A 17,886-nucleotide genomic window follows, 5' to 3' on the forward strand; every position below is an offset into this window, starting at 1 on the left:
CACATCGGACAAGCAGCACTGTGCCAGTGCGTTTAAGTGACAAAACAGTTACCCTAGGCGCTCACTCTGTGCCCGTCCCCCAAAAGGGAACGACACGCTAAACGGGTCTGGCTTATCAAGCCGGGCAGCATTTCCCCCAACCCATGGGGAAATCCCTTCTCGAATCCCGATTTCAGCAGTGTGGTACTACCTTAAATGAAAGTTTTAAAAGGCCAGGACATCCTGGCGCTTGGCTTTATGACGTTTGCGCTTTTCGTGGGCGCGGGCAACATCATCTTCCCGCCTATCGTTGGCCTGCAGTCTGGCCCGCACGTATGGATGGCTGCCCTGGGCTTCCTGGTTACCGCCGTGGGCCTGCCGGTCATCACCGTGGTCGCCCTGGCCAAGGTCGGCGGTGGCATGGATGCCTTGAGCAGCCCGATCGGCAAGTTCTTCGGTGGCTTGCTGGCGGTCGTGTGCTACCTGTCGGTCGGCCCGCTGTTCGCCACTCCGCGTACCGCGACCGTGTCGTTCGAAGTGGGTGTGGCACCGCTGACCGGCGAAAGCCCGCTGGCACTGTTCATCTACAGCCTGGTGTACTTCCTCGTGGTGCTGGCGGTGTCCATGTACCCGGGCAGGTTGCTCGACACCGTGGGCCGCTTCCTGGCACCGCTGAAGATCATCGCCCTGGCTGTGCTCGGCATCGCCGCTTTCGCGCTGCCTGCCGGCACCATGGGTGAAGCGCAGCCTGCCTATGCCGCCGCGGCGTTCTCCAAGGGCTTCTCCGATGGCTACCTGACCATGGACACCCTGGGGGCCCTGGTATTCGGTATCGTCATCGTCAACGCCATCCGCTCGCGTGGTGTCGAGTCGCCAAAACTGATTACCCGTTACGCCATCATCGCTGGCCTGATCGCCGGCGTCGGCCTGGCCCTGGTCTATGTCAGCCTGTTCCGCCTGGGCGCCGGCAGCCATGAGATCGCGGCGGGTGCCACCAACGGCGCGGCGGTGCTGCATGCCTATGTGCAGCACACCTTCGGCTCGCTGGGCAGCGGCTTCCTCGCCGTGCTGATCGCGCTGGCCTGCCTGGTGACTGCAGTCGGCCTGACCTGCGCCTGTGCCGAGTACTTCAGCCAGATCCTGCCGCTGTCGTACCGTGTTCTGGTCGTGATCCTGGCAGGCTTCTCGCTGCTGATTTCCAACCTGGGCCTGACCAAGCTGATCATGTTCTCGATCCCGGTACTCACCGCGATCTATCCGCCCTGCATCGTGGTGGTCGGCCTGAGCTTCGTGCAAGACCTGTGGAACTCGCCGACCCGCATCCTGGCGCCGGTGATGCTGGTGTCGCTGCTGTTCGGCATGGTCGATGCGATCAAGGGCAGCAGCATTGCCCACGTGTTGCCGGACTTCCTGGCACACCTGCCGCTGAGCGACCAGGGCCTGGCCTGGCTGGTGCCTTCGGTGGTGACCCTGGTGGGCGCCGTGGCGTGTGACCGCTTGCTTGGCAAGCCGCGCGAGGCGCTGGCCTGACAGTCGACACCTGAGGGCAGCACTGGCCACAAGCCGCAGGGTGCTCGCCAGGGGTGGAAACCGTAAAGCCCCGTATCCGAGAGGATGCGGGGCTTTTTGTTTGCCGGTACCGGCAACAAAGATTTTTGTGCCGCTGGTGTGTCTTTGCTTGCTTGCAAGCGTCGAAAGTCGGTCCCTATCCTTCAGGTATCTGGCCCTCTCGGGAACCCTGCATGAACTTCATCCAAAGCAATCTCAACAACCTGCTGGCCATCGCCTGGTTTGCCCTGTGCTGGGGTGGCTACACCCGCTATGCCATCTGGAAGGGCCGCGACACCGCGTGCCTGGCCAGTGTGCTGCACCTGTACCGTGAAGACTGGATGCGCCGCATGCTGCTGCGTGACAACCGCATTGCCGATGCCAGCGTGATCGGCAACCTTGAGCGCAACGCCTCGTTCTTCGCCTCCAGCACCTTGATCATCCTTGCCGGTATCCTCACCGTGCTCGGCGCTTCCGACCGGGCCCTGTCGCTGCTGGCCGATCTGCCGCTGGTGCAGCAGACCTCCCAGGGCATGTCCGAGATCAAGCTGCTGTGCCTGGCCATGGTGTTCGTCTATGCCTTCTTCACCTTCAGTTGGTGCATGCGTCAATACAACTTTGCCGCAGTGCTGGTAGGTTCGGCACCGATGATAGGGGAGCGCCTGGTCAATGAACTGGAACGCAAGGCATTTGCCTTGCGAGCGGCGCGGGTGTTGTCATTGGCTGCCAACCAGTTCAACTTCGGCCTGCGTTCCTATTACTTCGGCATGGCCATGTTGAGCTGGTTCATCAGCCCATGGCTTTTCATGGCCATGAGCGTGGGCGTAGTGCTGATTCTGTACCGCCGCGAGTTCCATTCGGATGTGCTGGAGGTGATGGTATTCACGCCCACTGAAAGTCTGCCCGCCGAACCGTCCAAGGAACAACATTCCGTGCCGGGCAACAACTGAAACGTTTTATCTGCCGATTTCAGGTACAAAAAAACCCGACCAAGTCGGGTTTTCTTGTTTTAACCGATTACTGCTTGGCAGGTTCGGCCGGGGTGGCTGGCGCGGCTTCCGGAGCCGGAGTAGCCGGAGCGGCTTCTTCGGCGGCCTTCTGCTCGGCTTCGGCCTGATCTTTGGCGGCTTCGGCGTTTTCCTTGGCAGCCTCGTTCATTTTATCCTGAGCTTCGCCCGCTTTTTCCTGGGCTTGCTCGGCGTGTTGCTGTGCGTCCTGGGCTTTGTCTTCGCTCGCTTTATCGCAAGCAGCCAGGCCCATGGCAGCGGCCAGCATCAGAGCAAAAGCAAAAGGTTTACGCATGGGGGTGTTTCTCCTTGGTGGAATAAGTGACTTGTTCCTTCGAGTCCAACTACGCGGAATAAGTTCCGCGAAGGTTACACATATATAACGCTCTCTTCTATATAGACTTTTTAATGATTTTATGCCGCTGCGGCAATGCGCGGGGTAACAGCCAATGAGCGATGCAACCTTGAAGGCCATGGCCGAGCGTTTTCTCTCGGCGTTGAAACATTGTCAGTTATTGCAGATGAGCGTGGCGCAGGCCAATGCCGACGGCATGACCCTGGTCCTGCCCTGGTCGACGGCCATCGTCGGCAACCCGCAAACCGGCGCCGTGCATGGTGGCGCGCTGACCACGCTGATGGACACCGCCTGCGGCATGGCCACACTTTGTGTGCTGCCGCGCTTCGAGGTGTGCCCGACACTGGACCTGCGCATCGACTACATGCACCCCGCCGAGGCCGGCAAGGCCATCTATGGCCACGCCCAGTGCTACCGGGTGACCCGTGATGTGATCTTCACCCGTGGCACGGCCTACCAGGACGACCCGGCGCAACCGATTTGCCAGGTAGTGGGCACGTTCATGCGCCTGGGTCAACAGATCAAAGGCGGCATTCGCTTTGGCAATAACCTGAAGGAGGGCGGCGCATGATCCCGCACGTGGTCCGCCAACAGCTCAACGCCGCCCACGCAGTTGGCGATTACCGACCGCTACTGGCACTGATCCCCTATGCCAGCCTGATCGGCATCGAATGTGCACGTGACGGCGATGACCTGTTGTTCCGCCTGCCGGCCAACCACGACAACATCGGTAACCCGCTGCTGCCTGCCATCCACGGCGGGGTGATAGCAGGCTTCATGGAGCTGTCGGCAGCGCTGTACCTGCTGATCTACAGCGAGAGCGCGAGTATCCCCAAGATCATCGATTTTTCCATCGACTACCTGCGTGCGGGGCATTTTCGCGACACCTTCGCCCAGTGCCAGTTGTGGCGTCAGGGGCGGCGCGTGACCAATGTGGCCATCACCGCCTGGCAGGGCGACAGGCAGTCGCCGATTGCCACCGCACGCGCGCATTTCAAGATCGAACCGGAAAAGCCCTTGAAATCACCCGGGCAGCCCCCATCTGCATGACATCCGCCGCTAACGCAGGCCGAACCGGCCGCCGGCGTCAACTGCCATCAGATCGGAGTTTTGAAGACCATGAGTGTGGAGACTCAAAAAGAAACGCTGGGCTTCCAGACCGAGGTGAAGCAGCTGCTGCACCTCATGATCCATTCCCTGTATTCGAACAAGGAGATCTTCCTGCGTGAACTGATCTCCAACGCCTCCGATGCGGCCGACAAGCTGCGTTTCGAGGCCCTGGCCAAGCCAGAGCTGTTCGAAGACGACGCCGACCTGAAGATTCGCCTGAGCTTCGACAAGGACGCCGGTACCGTGACCCTCGAGGACAACGGCATCGGCATGAGCCGTGAGGACGTCATCGCCCACCTGGGTACCATTGCCAAGTCCGGCACTGCCGATTTCATGAAGAACCTCACCGGTGACCAGAAGAAGGACTCGCACCTGATCGGTCAGTTCGGTGTGGGCTTCTACTCCGCTTTCATCGTCGCCGACAAGGTCGATGTGTACAGCCGGCGCGCCGGCCTGCCGGCCGCTGAAGGCGTGCACTGGTCTTCGAAGGGCGAGGGCGAGTTCGAAGTCGCCACCCTCGACAAGCCGCAGCGCGGTACCCGTATCGTCCTGCACCTGAAGAAGGGCGAGCAGGAGTTCGCCGATGGCTGGCGCCTGCGCAATGTGGTCAAGAAATACTCCGACCACATTGCCCTGCCGATCCAGCTGCCGAAGGAGCAGGTTGCCGCCGAAGGCGAGGAGCAGCCGGCCCAGGAATGGGAAACCGTCAACCGTGCCAGCGCCCTGTGGACCCGTCCACGTACCGAGATCAAGGACGAGGAGTATCAGGAGTTCTACAAGCACATCGGCCACGACTTCGAGAACCCGCTGGCCTGGAGCCACAACAAGGTCGAAGGCAAGCTGGAATACAACTCGCTGCTGTACGTGCCTGCACGCGCGCCGTTCGACCTGTACCAGCGCGAAGCACCACGCGGCCTGAAGCTGTACGTGCAGCGCGTATTCATCATGGACCAGGCCGAGTCGTTCCTGCCGCTGTACCTGCGCTTCATCAAAGGCGTGGTCGACTCCAACGACCTGTCGCTGAACGTGTCGCGTGAAATCCTGCAGAAAGACCCGATCATCGACTCGATGAAGACCGCGCTGACCAAGCGCGTGCTGGACATGCTGGAGAAACTGGCCAAGAACGAACCCGAGCAGTACAAGGGCTTCTGGAAAAACTTCGGCCAGGTGCTGAAGGAAGGCCCGGCCGAGGACTTCGCCAACAAGGAGAAGATCGCCGGCCTGCTGCGCTTCGCCTCCACCCAGGACGACAGCGGCGAGCAGAGCGTCGCCCTGGCCGACTACCTGGCCCGTGCCAAGGAAGGCCAGGACAAGATCTACTACCTGACCGGCGAGTCGTACGCGCAGGTCAAGAACAGCCCGCACCTGGAAGTCTTCCGCAAGAAGGGCATCGAAGTGCTGCTGTTGACCGACCGCATCGACGAGTGGCTGATGAGCTACCTCAACGAGTTCGATGGCAAGGCCTTCGTCGACGTCGCCCGTGGCGACCTGGACCTGGGCAAGCTGGATTCGGAAGAAGACAAGAAAGCCCAGGAAGAAGTCGCCAAGGAGAAGGAAGGCCTGGTCGAGCGCCTGAAGGGTGCACTGGGCGACAGCGTCGCCGAAGTGCGCGTGTCGCACCGTCTGACCGACTCGCCGGCGATCCTCGCCATCGGCGAACAGGACCTCGGCCTGCAGATGCGCCAGATCCTCGAAGCCAGCGGGCAGAAGGTGCCCGAGTCGAAGCCGATCTTCGAGTTCAACCCGACCCACCCGCTGATCGAGAAGCTGGACAACGAGCAGAGCGAAGACCGCTTCGCCGAGCTGTCGCATATCCTGTTCGACCAGGCGGCCCTGGCGGCCGGTGACAGTCTGAAGGACCCGGCGGCTTACGTTCGTCGCCTGAACAAGCTGTTGGTCGAGCTGTCTGCTTGAGTTGATGAATGAAAAGCCCGCTTCGGCGGGCTTTTTTCATGGCGGGCATTATGATCATGAATGGCAAAGGAGTGTTTGATGAGCAAAGTAATCGTCGAATCGCTGGTCTATCACCTGTCCGGCAAGGCGTATGAAAGCCGCCTGGTGTATGAGCCGGGTGCGCTGGGCCGCCCGGGCTTGGTGATGGCGCCGAACTGGATGGGCATTGGCGAAGGGGCCGAGCGCATCGCCAAGGAAGTGGCCGAGAAGGGCTATGTGGTACTGATTGCCGACCTGTACGGGCAATCACTGCGCCCGTCCAATGCCGACGAGGCCGGCGCGGCCATGATGCCGCTCAAGAACGACCGTGGCGAACTGCGCAAGCGCATGCAGGAAGCCCTGGCACAGCTGCTGGGGCAATCGAAGGCGCTGCTGGAGCCTGGCAAGGTGGCCACGTTCGGTTTCTGCTTCGGTGGCTGCTGTGCCCTGGAGCTGGCACGTTCTGGCGCAGACCTGCGCGCGGCGGTGTCGTTCCATGGCACCCTGGACACGCCAAACCCGGCGGATGCCAAGCGCATCAAGGGCTCGGTGCTGGTGCTGCACGGCGCCTCGGACCCGCTGGTGCCAAAAGAACAGCTGCCGGCGTTCGAGGAGGAGATGAACGCGGCCAAGGTCGACTGGCAGTTGCTCAGCTATGGCGGCGCGGTGCACTCGTTTACCGACCCGAATGCCAATGTGCCGGGCAAGATGCAGTATGACCGGCGCACCTCGGAGCGGGCGTTCCGTGCGATGCATAACCTGCTGACCGAAGTGTTCCAGCGCTGACCTGGCATGGGGCCGCTTTGCGGCCCCAATCAGTGTGGCAACTCGATTCTCGACGTCTCTCCCGGCACCACCGGCCAGTCCCCGGCGGCCCACTTGGCCCGGGCCTGCTCGATCAGTTCCCCATCACTGGCGACAAAATTCCAGTTCATCCGCCGCGGCCCATCCAGGGGCGCACCGCCAATCAGCACCAGCTGGCATGCCTCCTCCGCATACAGGGTGACTTCTTCGCCTTCCGGCAGCACGATCAGGCAGCAGGCTGCAACGGGTTCATCGTCCATCATCAACTCGCCGTCAAGCAGGTAAAGTGCCCGCTGCGCATGCTCGGTCGGTACTCGCAAGGTGGTCGCCAACTGCATTTGCACATAGGCGTAAAGGGTAGGGGAGAGTACCGGCACCGGTGATTGCAGGCAGAACCCGCTGCCGGCGATCATGCTGATGCGCACCCCCAGGCTGTCGCTGACGGGCAGGCTGGCAGCCGGGTAATGGTTATAGCTCGCCGGGCCTTGTTCATGTTCGCGCGGTGATGCCAGCCATACCTGCAAGCCATGCAGGCGCGAGCCATGGGCCCAGGCATCTGCAGGTGTGCGCTCGACATGGGCGACGCCGCTGCCTGCGGTCATCCAGCTGACCTCTCCCGGTAGTACCCGTTGCGCCGAGCCGAGGCTGTCCTTGTGCAGGATTGCCCCTTCGAACAGGTAGGTCAGGGTCGACAGGCCAATGTGCGGGTGCTGGCGGATGTCCATGCCATGCCCTGGGGCATAGTCGGTTTCGAGCATATGGTCGAAAAACACGAACGGGCCGACACTGCGGCACTGGGCCGACGGCAGCGGGCGCAGGATCGGCTGGCCCTCGACCGATTCGGCACGCGGGCGGATGACCAGGGGGCTGCTCATGGGAAGGGCTCCAGGCACGGGGAAATGCCCCAAGCATAGCGGTTTGTCCGCCCGGGCTGAACCGTCTCGCTGGCCGGCCGGTCTACTGGGTCGGTACTCGCAAAAGGACGCTGCCCATGATAGCCCGAGCGCTGGCCTGCGCGCTGTTGTCCACCTGGCTGTGCCAGGCGGTACAGGCGCGTGACTACCGCTACAGTGATGCCCATCTGCACTACGTCGATTTCTTTCAGGAAAGCGAAGGCATGCCGGCATTGATCAAGGCCATGGATGCTGCAGGCATCGAGCAATCGATGATATCCGGCATCCCGGTGGCCAAGAAATGGCATGAAGACGAGCCCAAGCGCCCACGCTACTACGCCGGTGACGACGCCGATGCCTACTGGTACAGCGCCACCGACACCTATGTGGCGGCGGCATTGCTGCAGTTGCCGGAGGCGCAGCGCAAACGCTTCCACCCGTTCCTGAGCGGCTTCAACCCGGTAGACAAGAATGCCGTCAGCCATATCGAGCGCATGCTCGACCTGTACCCGGGGCTGTGGCAGGGCATTGGCGAGGTGTTCACCCGGCATGATGACCTGACGGCGCTGACCAGCGGCGACACGCCGCGCGCCAACAACGAAGCCATGACGCGTATCTATCACCTGGCCGCCGAGCGCGACCTGCCGGTGCTGCTGCATTCCAATATCACCTCCAAGCGCGAGCGCAACCCGCTGTACCTGGCAGAAATCGAAGAGCCGCTGCGCAACCATCCGCATACGCGGTTCATCTGGGCACACGCGGGCACCAGCATGGAAATTCACCGGCACCAGACGCAGATGGACTTTCTGCTGCCGGTGCTGACGCGGTTGCTGGAAGATTATCCGAACCTGTATGTCGACCTGTCGTGGAGCGTGCTGGAACCTTATCTGCTGGATGACCGGGGTGTGCCGCGCAAGGAGTGGCTGGCACTGGTCGAGAAATTCCCGGAGCGGTTCATGTTGGGTTCGGATGTAGTGGGGCGGTTTGGCAGCCTTGGGGAGCAGATGTATGGGTTCAGGCCGTTTCTGGATGCATTGCCGGAACAAGTTGCCAACAAGGTGGCCAGGGAGAATTTTCTGGCTGTGTTGCCCAAGCAATAGTATTTCGCCTGTGCCGGCCTTTTCGCGGGTAAACCCGCTCCCACAGGGACTGCGCTGCTCTTGAAACCGGCGCTGTACCTGTGGGAGCGGGTTTACCCGCGAAAGGGCCGGTATAGGCGACAAAAATGAAAACGCCCCGAACCAGTCGGGGCGTTTTCGTTTACCGCAGCAGCGTCTTACTTGCCAGTCCAGCGCTTGAGCACCAGGGTAGCGTTGGTGCCGCCGAAGCCGAAGCTGTTGCTCATGACCGTGTCGATCTTGGCATTCTCTTCGGTCTTGCGCAGGATCGGCATGTCGGCGACCTCTGGGTCCAGCTCGTCGATGTTGGCGGAGCCGGCGATGAAGTTGTTCTCCATCATCAGCAGGCAGTAGATCGCTTCGTGCACGCCAGCGGCGCCCAGCGAGTGGCCCGACAGGCTCTTGGTCGAGCTGATCTTCGGTGCCTTGTCGCCGAATACCGCGCGAACGCCCTTGATCTCGGCAACGTCACCGACCGGGGTCGAGGTGCCGTGGGTGTTCAGGTAGTCGATCGGGGTGTCGACAGTGGACAGGGCCTGCTGCATGCAGCGGATGGCACCTTCGCCGCTCGGCGCAACCATGTCGTAGCCGTCGGAAGTGGCGCCGTAGCCGACGATTTCGGCGTAGATCTTGGCGCCACGGGCCAAGGCGTGCTCCAGCTCCTCGACCACCACCATGCCGCCACCACCGGCGATGACGAAGCCATCACGGTCGGCGTCGTAAGCGCGCGAGGCCAGTTCCGGGGTTTCGTTGCGCTTGGTCGACAAGGCGCCCATGGCATCGAACAGGAACGACTGGCTCCAATGCTCTTCTTCACCGCCACCAGCGAAGACGATGTCCTGCTTGCCCCACTGGATCTGTTCCAGGGCGGTGCCGATGCAGTGAGCCGAAGTGGCACAGGCCGACGAGATCGAGTAGTTGATGCCCTTGATCTTGAACGGGGTGGCCAGGCACGCCGAAACGGTGCTGCCCATGGTGCGGGTTACGCGGTACGGGCCGACACGCTTGACGCCTTTCTCGCGCAGGGTGTCCAGCGCTTCCATCTGGTTCAGGGTCGAGGCGCCGCCGGAGCCAGCCACCAGGCCGGTACGCGGGTTGGAAACCTGCTCTTCGGTCAGGCCGGCGTCCTTGATCGCGTCCTGCATCGCCAGGTAGGCGTAGGCAGCGGCGTGACCGACGAAGCGGTAAACCTTGCGGTCGATCAGTTCTTCGAGGTTGAGGTCGATGGACCCGGAAACCTGGCTACGCAGCCCCATTTCCTTGTATTCCGGGTTGTAACGGATACCCGGACGGCTGTTGCGCAGGTTTTCGGTAACGGTAGCTTTGTCATTGCCCAGGCACGATACGATGCCCAGACCAGTGATAACGACGCGGCGCATGCGAATAACCCTTAGAAATTGTCAGTGGAGGTGAACACGCCGACCCGCAGGCCTTCGGCAGTGTAGATCTCGCGGCCGTCGACGCTGACCGAGCCATCGGCGATGGCCATGTTCAGCTTGCCCTTCAGGACGCGCTTGATGTGGATGTTGTAAGTGACCTTCTTGGCCTGCGGCAGTACCTGGCCGAAGAATTTCACCTCGCCCGAACCCAGGGCGCGGCCGCGGCCTGGCAGGCCCTGCCAGCCGAGGAAGAAGCCGACCAGCTGCCACATGGCGTCCAGGCCCAGGCAGCCCGGCATTACCGGGTCGCCTTCGAAGTGGCAGGCGAAGAACCACAGGTCCGGGGTGATATCCAGCTCGGCGACCAATTCACCTTTGCCGTACTTGCCGCCTTCTTCGCTGATATGGGTGATGCGATCGACCATCAGCATGTTCGGCGCGGGCAGTTGCGCATTACCTGGGCCGAACAGCTCACCGCGACTGCAGCGCAGCAGGTCTTCCCGAGTAAAGGCGTGTTGTTTGGTCATGCGAGCTCCTCAATAACCCCCTGCGGCAGGGGATGAATCTTCCCGGCCGGCCCGAAAAACCAACAGCTTCGGGGCGGCAGCCTACAGGTAGACTATTGCGTTGTGGTGAAAGTCACAGCGCACCTGGTGAAAGAAGTACAGGTGTGCACTGAAACGTCTATTTTCAGGTCCGTTTAAGGTCCTGTCCAGTGTTTAAGACTGCCGCACTTTAGCATTTATCGCCAGTCGCGGTTGTCTGACCGGGTAGCCAGCGCTGCAGCACCTGCTGCAGTTCGGTGCGGCGCAAGGGTTTGGCCAGGTAGTCGTCCATGCCGGCTGCCATGCAGCGCTCACGGTCGCCCTGCAAGGCATTGGCGGTCAGGGCGATGATCGGTAGCCCGGTGCCGTTGGGCAGTTGGCGGATGCGCCGGGTGGCCTCGTAACCGTCCAGGTGCGGCAGGCGGCAGTCCATCAGCACCGCGGCAAAGCGCTGCCGGCTGACCCGTTCGACTGCCTCCAGGCCGTCCGCGGCGGTGCATACCGCCAGCCCCAGGCTCCGCAGCATGGCGGCGATGACGCTCTGGTTGACCTGATTGTCCTCTACCAGCAACACCTGGCCATCATCGCCCAGCGCAGGTTGCGCATCGCTTGCCTGTGTCGGCAAGGCCGGGGCAGGGCTGGCCAGGGCCAGCGGCATTTCCAGGGTAAAGGTCGAGCCCAGGCCTTGACGGCTTTCACCGCGCAGTTTGCCACCCATGCGTTCGGCCAGGGTGCGGGCGATCGACAGCCCCAGCCCGGTGCCACCATAACGGCGGGAAATCGAGCTGTCGGCCTGCTGGAAGGCGACGAACATCATTTCCAGGCGTTCGCTGTCGATGCCGATACCGGTGTCACGCACGCTGCAGGTCAGCCAGATCAGTTGCCGGTCGAGCACCTGCCAGTGTGCCTCGACCTGTACCTGCCCACGTTCGGTGAACTTCAAGGCATTGCCAACCAGGTTCAGCAGGATCTGGCGGATACGCGTGGGGTCGCCATTGACCTGCAATTGCTCGATGCCGGCCGGCAGTTGCAAGTGCAGGCCAAGGCCGCGCTGCTGGGCGCTGTGCTGGAACGACTGGACACTGCTGGTGATCAGCTCGCCGAGGTTGAAGTCGATGTGTTCCAGCTGCAGCGCGGCACGTTCGATGCGCGAGAAGTCGAGAATGTCGTTGATGACCTTGAGCAGGTGCCCGGTGGACTCGCTGGCCACCGCCGTGTACTCGGCCTGTTCGCTGCTCAGCGGCGTGGTTTCCAGCAACTGCAGCATGCCCAGCACGCCGTTCATCGGTGTGCGCAGTTCGTGGCTCATCATTGCCAGGAAGTCCGACTTGGCGCGGTTGGCCTGCTCGGCCTCCTCGCGGGCCTGGATCAGCTCGGCAATGGCCTGCTTCTGTTCATCGCTGGCCTGCTCAAGGGCATGGGCCAGGTTATTGATGTGGCGCGCCAGGTGGCCCAGCTCGCTGTCATCGACCACCGGCAACAGCGTGTCGTACTCGCCCTGCTGGATGGCCTTGACTGCATGGCCCATGTCGCTGATCGGCTTGGCCAGGCTCAGGGCCAGGCGGCGAGCCAGGAGGAAGGTGAACAACAGGGCGAACAGCGCGAGGATGCCGGCCTTGATCACGATTTCCTGCTGGCGCTGGCTGAAGGCGTCATCGGACATGCCGACGATCACCCGGCCCAGATAATCGTCGCCGATGGCCGGGGCAGTTGCCTTGCCCTGTTGCAGGAAGTCGTTGTCCAGGCGGATCTGCTGCAGGCGAATGGGCGCCTGGAACACTTCGACGCGTTGCGCGCGGTTGGCGCTTTCGTCGGATTGCTCGACGTACACCAGGATATGGTTGCGGCTGTCCTGCACTTCGAGAAAGCGCACGTGGGGAATGCTGAGGGTGGCGCGCATCAGGCCTTCGAGCACTTCGTTGTTGCCCGATATCACCCCATACTCCGAGGCCGGCGCCAGCTGGTTGGCGATCAGTTGCCCGGTGTGGTTCAGTTCCTGGCGCAGGTCCTGGATGCGGACGAAAGTGAAGAAGCTGATCAGCAGCAGGGTCAGCAACAGGGCAGGACCGAGGCTGATGATCTGGGTGCGGGTGTGGATGTCCCAGCTCAGGCGTTTGCTCATGGGGTGGGTTCTCCTTCAGCCAGGGCCTGGGCGGCGGCGTTCGGATCGATCGGTTCAAGGCCCAGGGCGCGCGCCACCTGCTGGTTGCCGCTGACGCCGTAGCGTGCCGGATACAAGCTGCGCGGCCAGCGCGCTGGCGGCTGGTCGAGCAACTGCTCGAGTACTGCCAGCCAGTCGTCCTGGTCGCTGAAGGTGCTGGCCAGGGCGCCGGCGCGGACGAACCCGGCGTTCGGGCCGATCAGCGCCATCTGCCGGCCATAGCTGCTCAACAGCAGGTTCTTGGCGGTCTTGGAGTTGTACAGGTCTGGGTCATCCAGGCCCAACAGCACATCGCTGTTGGCCAGCAGGTGCTGCAGGGGCCGGCTGTCACGCGGGTCGGGCCAGTCCTGGGCAATGATTTCCAGGCCCAGCGGGCGTGCGGCAAGGCGCAGCTCTTCGAGCAGGAAACCGCTGTGCTCGCCGTACAGCACGCCAATGCGCTGGGCCTGTGGCAGCAGGTAGCGCGCCAGGCGCAGTTGCCGGCCCAGCGGTGGGTCGCTCCACAACAAGGTGAGGAACGCTGGCAGCGACTTTCCCAGGCGCTGTGCGGCCTGTACCCGGCTGACGCGCATGGCCAGGGCTGGCGGGCCGGCGTTTTCACCCAGGCGCCACTCCAGGGCGGCATTATCCAGCAGGATCAGGCGCAGGTCGCTCTTGAGCAGGCCGGGGCGTGGCAGGTCGGCGGTGGTCTGGAAGTGCACATGATCGTGCGGGCGTCGGCTTTCCAGTGCCGCGACGAAGCTGCGGATGCCGGGCTGGTCCTCTGCGCCAACCAGCACGATCTCGCTGGCAGACAGCGGCCCCAACGGCCACAGGCACAGCAGCAACAGGCGCAGCAACAAGGCCATCAGAACTCCAGCTCCGCGCTGACGCTCAGGCGATGGCGGCTGTCGTAGCGGTTCTGGATCGCCGTGGTCGGCTCATCGTCCAGCCGTTGTTGCCACAGCGCGGCCAGTTCGAGGTTGCTGCCATGCACCCGGAAGCGCTTGGCCAGGCGCAGGTCGAGGCGCTCGTAACGGTACTGGTTGAGTGCATCGTCGCCGTAATAGAACAGCGCGCTCGACCAGCCATCACCCCATTCGCGCATCCACCCGGCCGAACCGCTGTTGCGGGCGCTGAGGCGGCGATCGTCGGGGTTGCTGGCCCAGGCATCGACGTAGGCATAGGTCAGGCGCAGGCGGTCGCGCAGGGTCGGGCGCCAGTCCAGTTGTGCCTCGCTACCGCTGAAGCGGGCCTTGTTGGCGTTGCTGGCGATGAACTGGTTGTTCTTCAGGGGCTCGCTGATCATGCCGGTGATCTCGTCGTAGAACAGCTTCACATCCATGCTCAGGTCGATGTCGCTGAAGTAACCGTTGTAGCCCACCTCGCGCGAGCGCATGCGCTCCTGCTCAAGGTCGCCCGGGCCACGGGTCTTGACGAAGTACTCGCCGTTTTGCAGGCCGAACGCATTGGGGCTCAGGTTCTTGACCGTGTAGCTCCAGTTGACGTTGTTCTCGAACATGTCGGGTGAGCGCACGGCCTCGGAATACACCGCGCGCAAGCCATGGCGCGGGGTGATCAGGTAGTTGACCGCCACGCGCGGTGTCAACGAGCTGCCAGACAGGCGCGAATCTTCGAACATGGCGCCGCCCTGCAGGATCCAGTGCTCGTCGGCGCGCCACTCCAGCTGGCCGAACAGGCGCCAGGTCTGGTCGTCGATGCTACCGTTGAAGTAGGTCTGCGAGTCAGCACGATCGTAGCGGTAATTCATGCCGCTGAGCAGGCGCAGGCTGTCGGTCAGGCTCAGGGTATCCTGGATTTCCAGGTCATAGCGGGTTTCGCGCGTGCTCTGGTCGACGTCGCCGCAGACTTGCTGGTTTCCACCGTTCGCCCATTGTTGCCGAACATTCTCCAGAAGCCCTTGCATGACCGGGTCGCTGGTCGTAAGTGGCGCGCCGGTCGCGATGCCGCGCGCCACTTTCTCGGCGAAGTCGGGGTTGATCTGCCAGAGCCTGGTCAATTCCGGGCTGAACGACTGCAAGGCATCGCAGGCGCGCCAGACCTGCTGGCGGTCGAAATGCTGGGCCGAGCCCTGGATATAGAGGCTGTGCTCGGAACTGAAATCCTTGGTCCAGCGCAGTGAGCCTGCGTAGTCCTTGGCATTGACGTCGGCGTTGTTGCCTACCTCGTACCTTTTGAACACCGGCTTGTAGGTGTACGGCCGCTGGTTGCTGCCTTCTTTCGCTGCCAGCTGCCATTCCAGCGTCTGGTCGTGCGCCAGGCTGTGGCTGGCATTGAGATTGAAGCGGGTCAGCCGGCGGCTGTCGCGGTAGTCCTGGCCGAACTGGTTTTCGTCGAAACCATCATCCTGCTGGCCCGACAGCGACAGGCGCATGTCACCGCCATCCCAGCCAAAGCCGTGGCTGGCGTAGAAGTCGTTGATGCCGTCCTGGCCGCGGGTGGTCTTCAGCCGCGTGCCATGGCTGTCGGCGGGGTTGCGGGTCAGGATGTTGACCACCGCCATCAGCGCATTGGCGCCGTAGCTGACCGTGTTGGGGCCGCGGAACACCTCGATGCGCTCGATGTCTTCCAGGGCCAGTGGGATATCGCTCCAGTCCACCGTGGCCAGGCCGGCACGGTACACCGAGCGGCCGTCGATCAGCACCTGCATGCGCCGGGCGTCGTTGACGTTGCTGCCGTGGTAATTGACCGTGGGCTGGTTGCCGGCGCCATAGCCGATCATCATGCCCGGCACCAGGCGCAATAGCTCGGGGATGTCGCGGGCGCCGCTGGCATGGATCAGCTCGCTGTCGAGCACGGTCATGCTGCCCGGTACTGCCGCCGGGGATTGTTTCAGGCGCGTGGCGGTCAGAACCTGCGGCAGGTCGGTGTTGTCGATGAACAGATCATCGGCCACGGCCGGGCCACCGAGCAGGGCAGTCAGCAGGAGCAGGCGCGGGTACGGGGGCGTGCCAGGGAACACAAAGCTGCCTTGTTTCAGGATTGAAACAGGCATGGTAACTGACCTTGGGGGTTTTGCCAGTGATCTGCTTTGCCGGAACCGGCCCTTGGGCGCCACCCTGTGGGAGCTGGCGTGCCCGCGAAAGGACTGATACCGACACTGGTTCTGTAGCAGACGAGCCGTATAATGACCCCGTCGCCACTTAACTTTTGGCTTTAACGGATTGGATATGACTGAACAGCAACCTGTTGCAGTTCTGGGAGGCGGCAGCTTCGGCACCGCCGTGGCGAACCTGCTGGCGGAGAACGGTGTGCCGGTGCGCCAATGGATGCGTGACCCGGCGCAAGCCGAGGCGATGCGGGTCAATCGCGAGAATCCGCGCTACCTCAAGGGTATCCGCCTGCATGATGGCGTCGAGCCGGTCAACGACCTGCTGGCGACCTTGCAGGCCAGCGACCTGGTCTTCGTCGCCCTGCCATCGAGCGCCCTGCGCAGCGTGCTGGCGCCCCACGCCGAGCTGCTGCGCGGCAAGGGGCTGGTCAGCCTGACCAAGGGCATCGAAGCACAGAGCTTCAAGCTGATGAGCCAGATCCTCGAAGAAATCGCCCCCGAAGCACGCATCGGTGTGCTGTCGGGCCCCAACCTGGCCCGCGAGATTGCCGAGCATGCACTGACGGCCACGGTGGTCGCCAGCGAGGACGAGAAGCTTTGCCAGCAGGTGCAGGCCGTGCTGCATGGGCGTACCTTCCGTGTCTACGCCAGTGCCGACCGCTTTGGCGTCGAGCTGGGTGGGGCGCTGAAGAACGTCTACGCCATCATCGCCGGCATGGCGGTGGCGCTGGGCATGGGCGAGAACACCAAGAGCATGCTGATTACCCGTGCCCTGGCCGAGATGACCCGCTTTGCCGTCAGCCAGGGTGCCAACCCCATGACCTTCCTCGGCCTGGCCGGGGTGGGTGACCTGATCGTCACCTGTTCCTCGCCCAAGAGCCGCAACTACCAGGTTGGCTACGCGCTGGGCCAGGGCCTGAGCCTGGAGCAGGCCGTCAACCGCCTGGGCGAAGTGGCCGAAGGCGTCAACACGCTCAAGGTGCTCAAGGCCAAGGCCCAGGAAGTGCAGGTGTACATGCCGCTGGTGGCGGGCCTGCATGCGATCCTGTTCGAAGGCCGTACGCTGAACCAGGTGATCGAACACCTGATGCGCGCCGAGCCGAAGACCGATGTCGATTTCATTTCCATCAGCGGTTTCAACTGAGCCGCACGCAGCAAGGAGCGAAACATGAACGATACCCCGGAGCGCGCCCAGCGCGAGTCGATCATCCTGCGGGTGCTGTGGATGCTGGTTTTTCTGGTGGTCTGGCAATTGGCCGAGATCCTCCTCGGCGGCCTGGTGCTGGTGCAGTTGATCTACCGCCTGGTGTACGGCGCGCCAAGCGCCAGCCTGATGAACTTCGGCGACAGCCTGAGCCAGTACCTGGCGCAGATCGGCCGTTTCGGCAGCTTTCACAGCGACCAGAAACCCTGGCCGTTCGCCGACTGGCCGACGCCGCGTACCCCTGAAAGCGAGGCGCCGCACGCCGTCGCCGCTGCACCGCACCCGGTGCGTGACGAGGAGCCCAAGCTGTGAAGCTGTGGGTATTGCGCCATGGCGAAGCGGAGCCGCGGGCCAGCAGCGACGCCGAACGCCGGCTGACCGCCCATGGCCGCGAGCAGGTGCTGCACAGCGCTGCCCGCCTGCTGGGCCAGCCGTTGCAGGCGATCCTCGCCAGCCCCTATGTGCGCGCCCAGCAGACGGCGGCCCTGGTACATGACACCCTGGGTTTCGCCGAACCGGTGCGCACCGTGCCGTGGTTGACGCCTGACAGTGACGTGCAGCAGGTGATCGGCGAAATCGAGCGTCTGGGCCTGGAGCATGTGTTGCTGGTCAGTCATCAGCCGCTGGTGGGGACATTGGTCGGGGCGCTAGAGCATGGCCATCAACAGCGGCCGGCGGGCATGAGCACCGCCAGCCTGGCGGAACTGGAAGGGGACTGGCCGCTGGCTGGCTTGATGACCCTTCGGGCAATCCACTCCCCGGCTTGAGCCCCAGGCGTGCCGGCGAAACAGGCCGTGCG

At 63.0% G+C, this 17,886-nt stretch carries 17 protein-coding genes; 10 read left to right on the forward strand and 7 right to left on the reverse strand.

Going from position 1 to position 17,886, the window contains the following annotated elements; translation table 11 throughout:
- Positions 1 to 195: 195 nt before the first annotated feature.
- Positions 196 to 1,509: a branched-chain amino acid transport system II carrier protein gene (brnQ, locus tag HU760_RS08875; RefSeq protein WP_186674792.1), complete on the forward strand. Its 1,314-nt coding sequence runs from the start codon at positions 196 to 198 to the stop codon at positions 1,507 to 1,509.
- A 212-nt stretch (positions 1,510 to 1,721) separates the two neighbouring features.
- Positions 1,722 to 2,477, forward strand: coding sequence for a DUF599 domain-containing protein (locus tag HU760_RS08880; RefSeq protein WP_186674791.1), 756 nt, complete (start codon positions 1,722 to 1,724; stop codon positions 2,475 to 2,477).
- A gap of 67 nt (positions 2,478 to 2,544) precedes the next feature.
- Here the strand turns inward: HU760_RS08880 and HU760_RS08885 are convergent, their stop codons facing one another.
- A complete protein-coding gene (locus HU760_RS08885; RefSeq protein WP_086978461.1) occupies positions 2,545 to 2,829 on the reverse strand; it encodes a hypothetical protein in 285 nt (94 codons plus the stop codon).
- A gap of 154 nt (positions 2,830 to 2,983) precedes the next feature.
- On the opposite strand from HU760_RS08885, the gene HU760_RS08890 reads away from it, so the two are divergent.
- The 4 genes from HU760_RS08890 to HU760_RS08905 all read left to right on the forward strand — a co-directional run bounded on the left by HU760_RS08890 (position 2,984) and on the right by HU760_RS08905 (position 6,717).
- Entirely contained in the window at positions 2,984 to 3,460 is a 477-nt protein-coding gene (locus HU760_RS08890; RefSeq protein WP_186674790.1) for a PaaI family thioesterase, read from the forward strand.
- The gene (locus HU760_RS08895; RefSeq protein WP_186674789.1) at positions 3,457 to 3,939 is read left to right on the forward strand and encodes a PaaI family thioesterase; all 483 of its coding nucleotides are present in this window, start codon (positions 3,457 to 3,459) and stop codon (positions 3,937 to 3,939) included. Before HU760_RS08890 ends, HU760_RS08895 begins: the two co-directional genes overlap by 4 nt.
- 69 nt (positions 3,940 to 4,008) lie before the next feature.
- Positions 4,009 to 5,913: a molecular chaperone HtpG gene (htpG, locus tag HU760_RS08900; protein ID WP_186674788.1), complete on the forward strand. Its 1,905-nt coding sequence runs from the start codon at positions 4,009 to 4,011 to the stop codon at positions 5,911 to 5,913.
- A gap of 78 nt (positions 5,914 to 5,991) precedes the next feature.
- A complete protein-coding gene (locus HU760_RS08905) occupies positions 5,992 to 6,717 on the forward strand; it encodes a dienelactone hydrolase family protein (RefSeq protein WP_186674787.1) in 726 nt (241 codons plus the stop codon).
- A gap of 29 nt (positions 6,718 to 6,746) precedes the next feature.
- On the opposite strand, the gene HU760_RS08910 is transcribed toward HU760_RS08905, so the two are convergent.
- Positions 6,747 to 7,610, reverse strand: coding sequence for a pirin family protein (locus HU760_RS08910; RefSeq protein WP_186674786.1), 864 nt, complete (start codon positions 7,608 to 7,610; stop codon positions 6,747 to 6,749).
- 116 nt (positions 7,611 to 7,726) lie between these two features.
- Between HU760_RS08910 and HU760_RS08915 the strand changes: the two genes are divergently transcribed.
- Entirely contained in the window at positions 7,727 to 8,728 is a 1,002-nt protein-coding gene (locus HU760_RS08915; protein ID WP_186674785.1) for an amidohydrolase family protein, read from the forward strand.
- Between the two features lie 176 nt (positions 8,729 to 8,904).
- On the opposite strand, the gene fabB is transcribed toward HU760_RS08915, so the two are convergent.
- From fabB to HU760_RS08940, 5 genes are all read right to left on the reverse strand, one after another.
- Complete coding sequence (fabB, locus tag HU760_RS08920) at positions 8,905 to 10,125, reverse strand: beta-ketoacyl-ACP synthase I (RefSeq protein ID WP_186674784.1); 1,221 nt, start codon at positions 10,123 to 10,125, stop codon at positions 8,905 to 8,907.
- A gap of 11 nt (positions 10,126 to 10,136) precedes the next feature.
- Positions 10,137 to 10,652, reverse strand: coding sequence for a 3-hydroxyacyl-[acyl-carrier-protein] dehydratase FabA (gene fabA / locus HU760_RS08925; protein ID WP_170030830.1), 516 nt, complete (start codon positions 10,650 to 10,652; stop codon positions 10,137 to 10,139).
- 208 nt (positions 10,653 to 10,860) lie between these two features.
- Entirely contained in the window at positions 10,861 to 12,792 is a 1,932-nt protein-coding gene (locus tag HU760_RS08930) for an ATP-binding protein (protein ID WP_186674783.1), read from the reverse strand.
- Positions 12,789 to 13,679, reverse strand: a complete 891-nt coding sequence (locus HU760_RS08935) for an ABC transporter substrate-binding protein (protein WP_186674782.1) — start codon at positions 13,677 to 13,679, stop codon at positions 12,789 to 12,791. Before HU760_RS08935 ends, HU760_RS08930 begins: the two co-directional genes overlap by 4 nt.
- Entirely contained in the window at positions 13,679 to 15,826 is a 2,148-nt protein-coding gene (locus HU760_RS08940; protein WP_186674781.1) for a TonB-dependent receptor plug domain-containing protein, read from the reverse strand. The genes HU760_RS08935 and HU760_RS08940 overlap by 1 nt, the downstream gene beginning before the upstream one ends.
- A gap of 175 nt (positions 15,827 to 16,001) precedes the next feature.
- Here HU760_RS08940 and HU760_RS08945 point away from each other — a divergent pair, with 175 nt between their 5' ends.
- Genes HU760_RS08945 through sixA form a run of 3 tightly spaced genes read left to right on the forward strand, consistent with a single transcriptional unit; the run spans position 16,002 to position 17,854 of the window.
- Positions 16,002 to 17,027 (forward strand): NAD(P)H-dependent glycerol-3-phosphate dehydrogenase, encoded by a 1,026-nt coding sequence (locus HU760_RS08945; protein ID WP_186674780.1) that lies wholly within the window; start codon positions 16,002 to 16,004, stop codon positions 17,025 to 17,027.
- Between the two features lie 24 nt (positions 17,028 to 17,051).
- Positions 17,052 to 17,399: a DUF4389 domain-containing protein gene (locus HU760_RS08950; RefSeq protein WP_186674779.1), complete on the forward strand. Its 348-nt coding sequence runs from the start codon at positions 17,052 to 17,054 to the stop codon at positions 17,397 to 17,399.
- Positions 17,396 to 17,854 (forward strand): phosphohistidine phosphatase SixA, encoded by a 459-nt coding sequence (gene sixA / locus HU760_RS08955; protein WP_186674778.1) that lies wholly within the window; start codon positions 17,396 to 17,398, stop codon positions 17,852 to 17,854. The genes HU760_RS08950 and sixA overlap by 4 nt, the downstream gene beginning before the upstream one ends.
- The last annotated feature ends 32 nt before the right edge of the window (positions 17,855 to 17,886 follow it).

This window comes from Pseudomonas oryzicola (genome assembly GCF_014269185.2).
Lineage (GTDB): Bacteria > Pseudomonadota > Gammaproteobacteria > Pseudomonadales > Pseudomonadaceae > Aquipseudomonas > Aquipseudomonas oryzicola.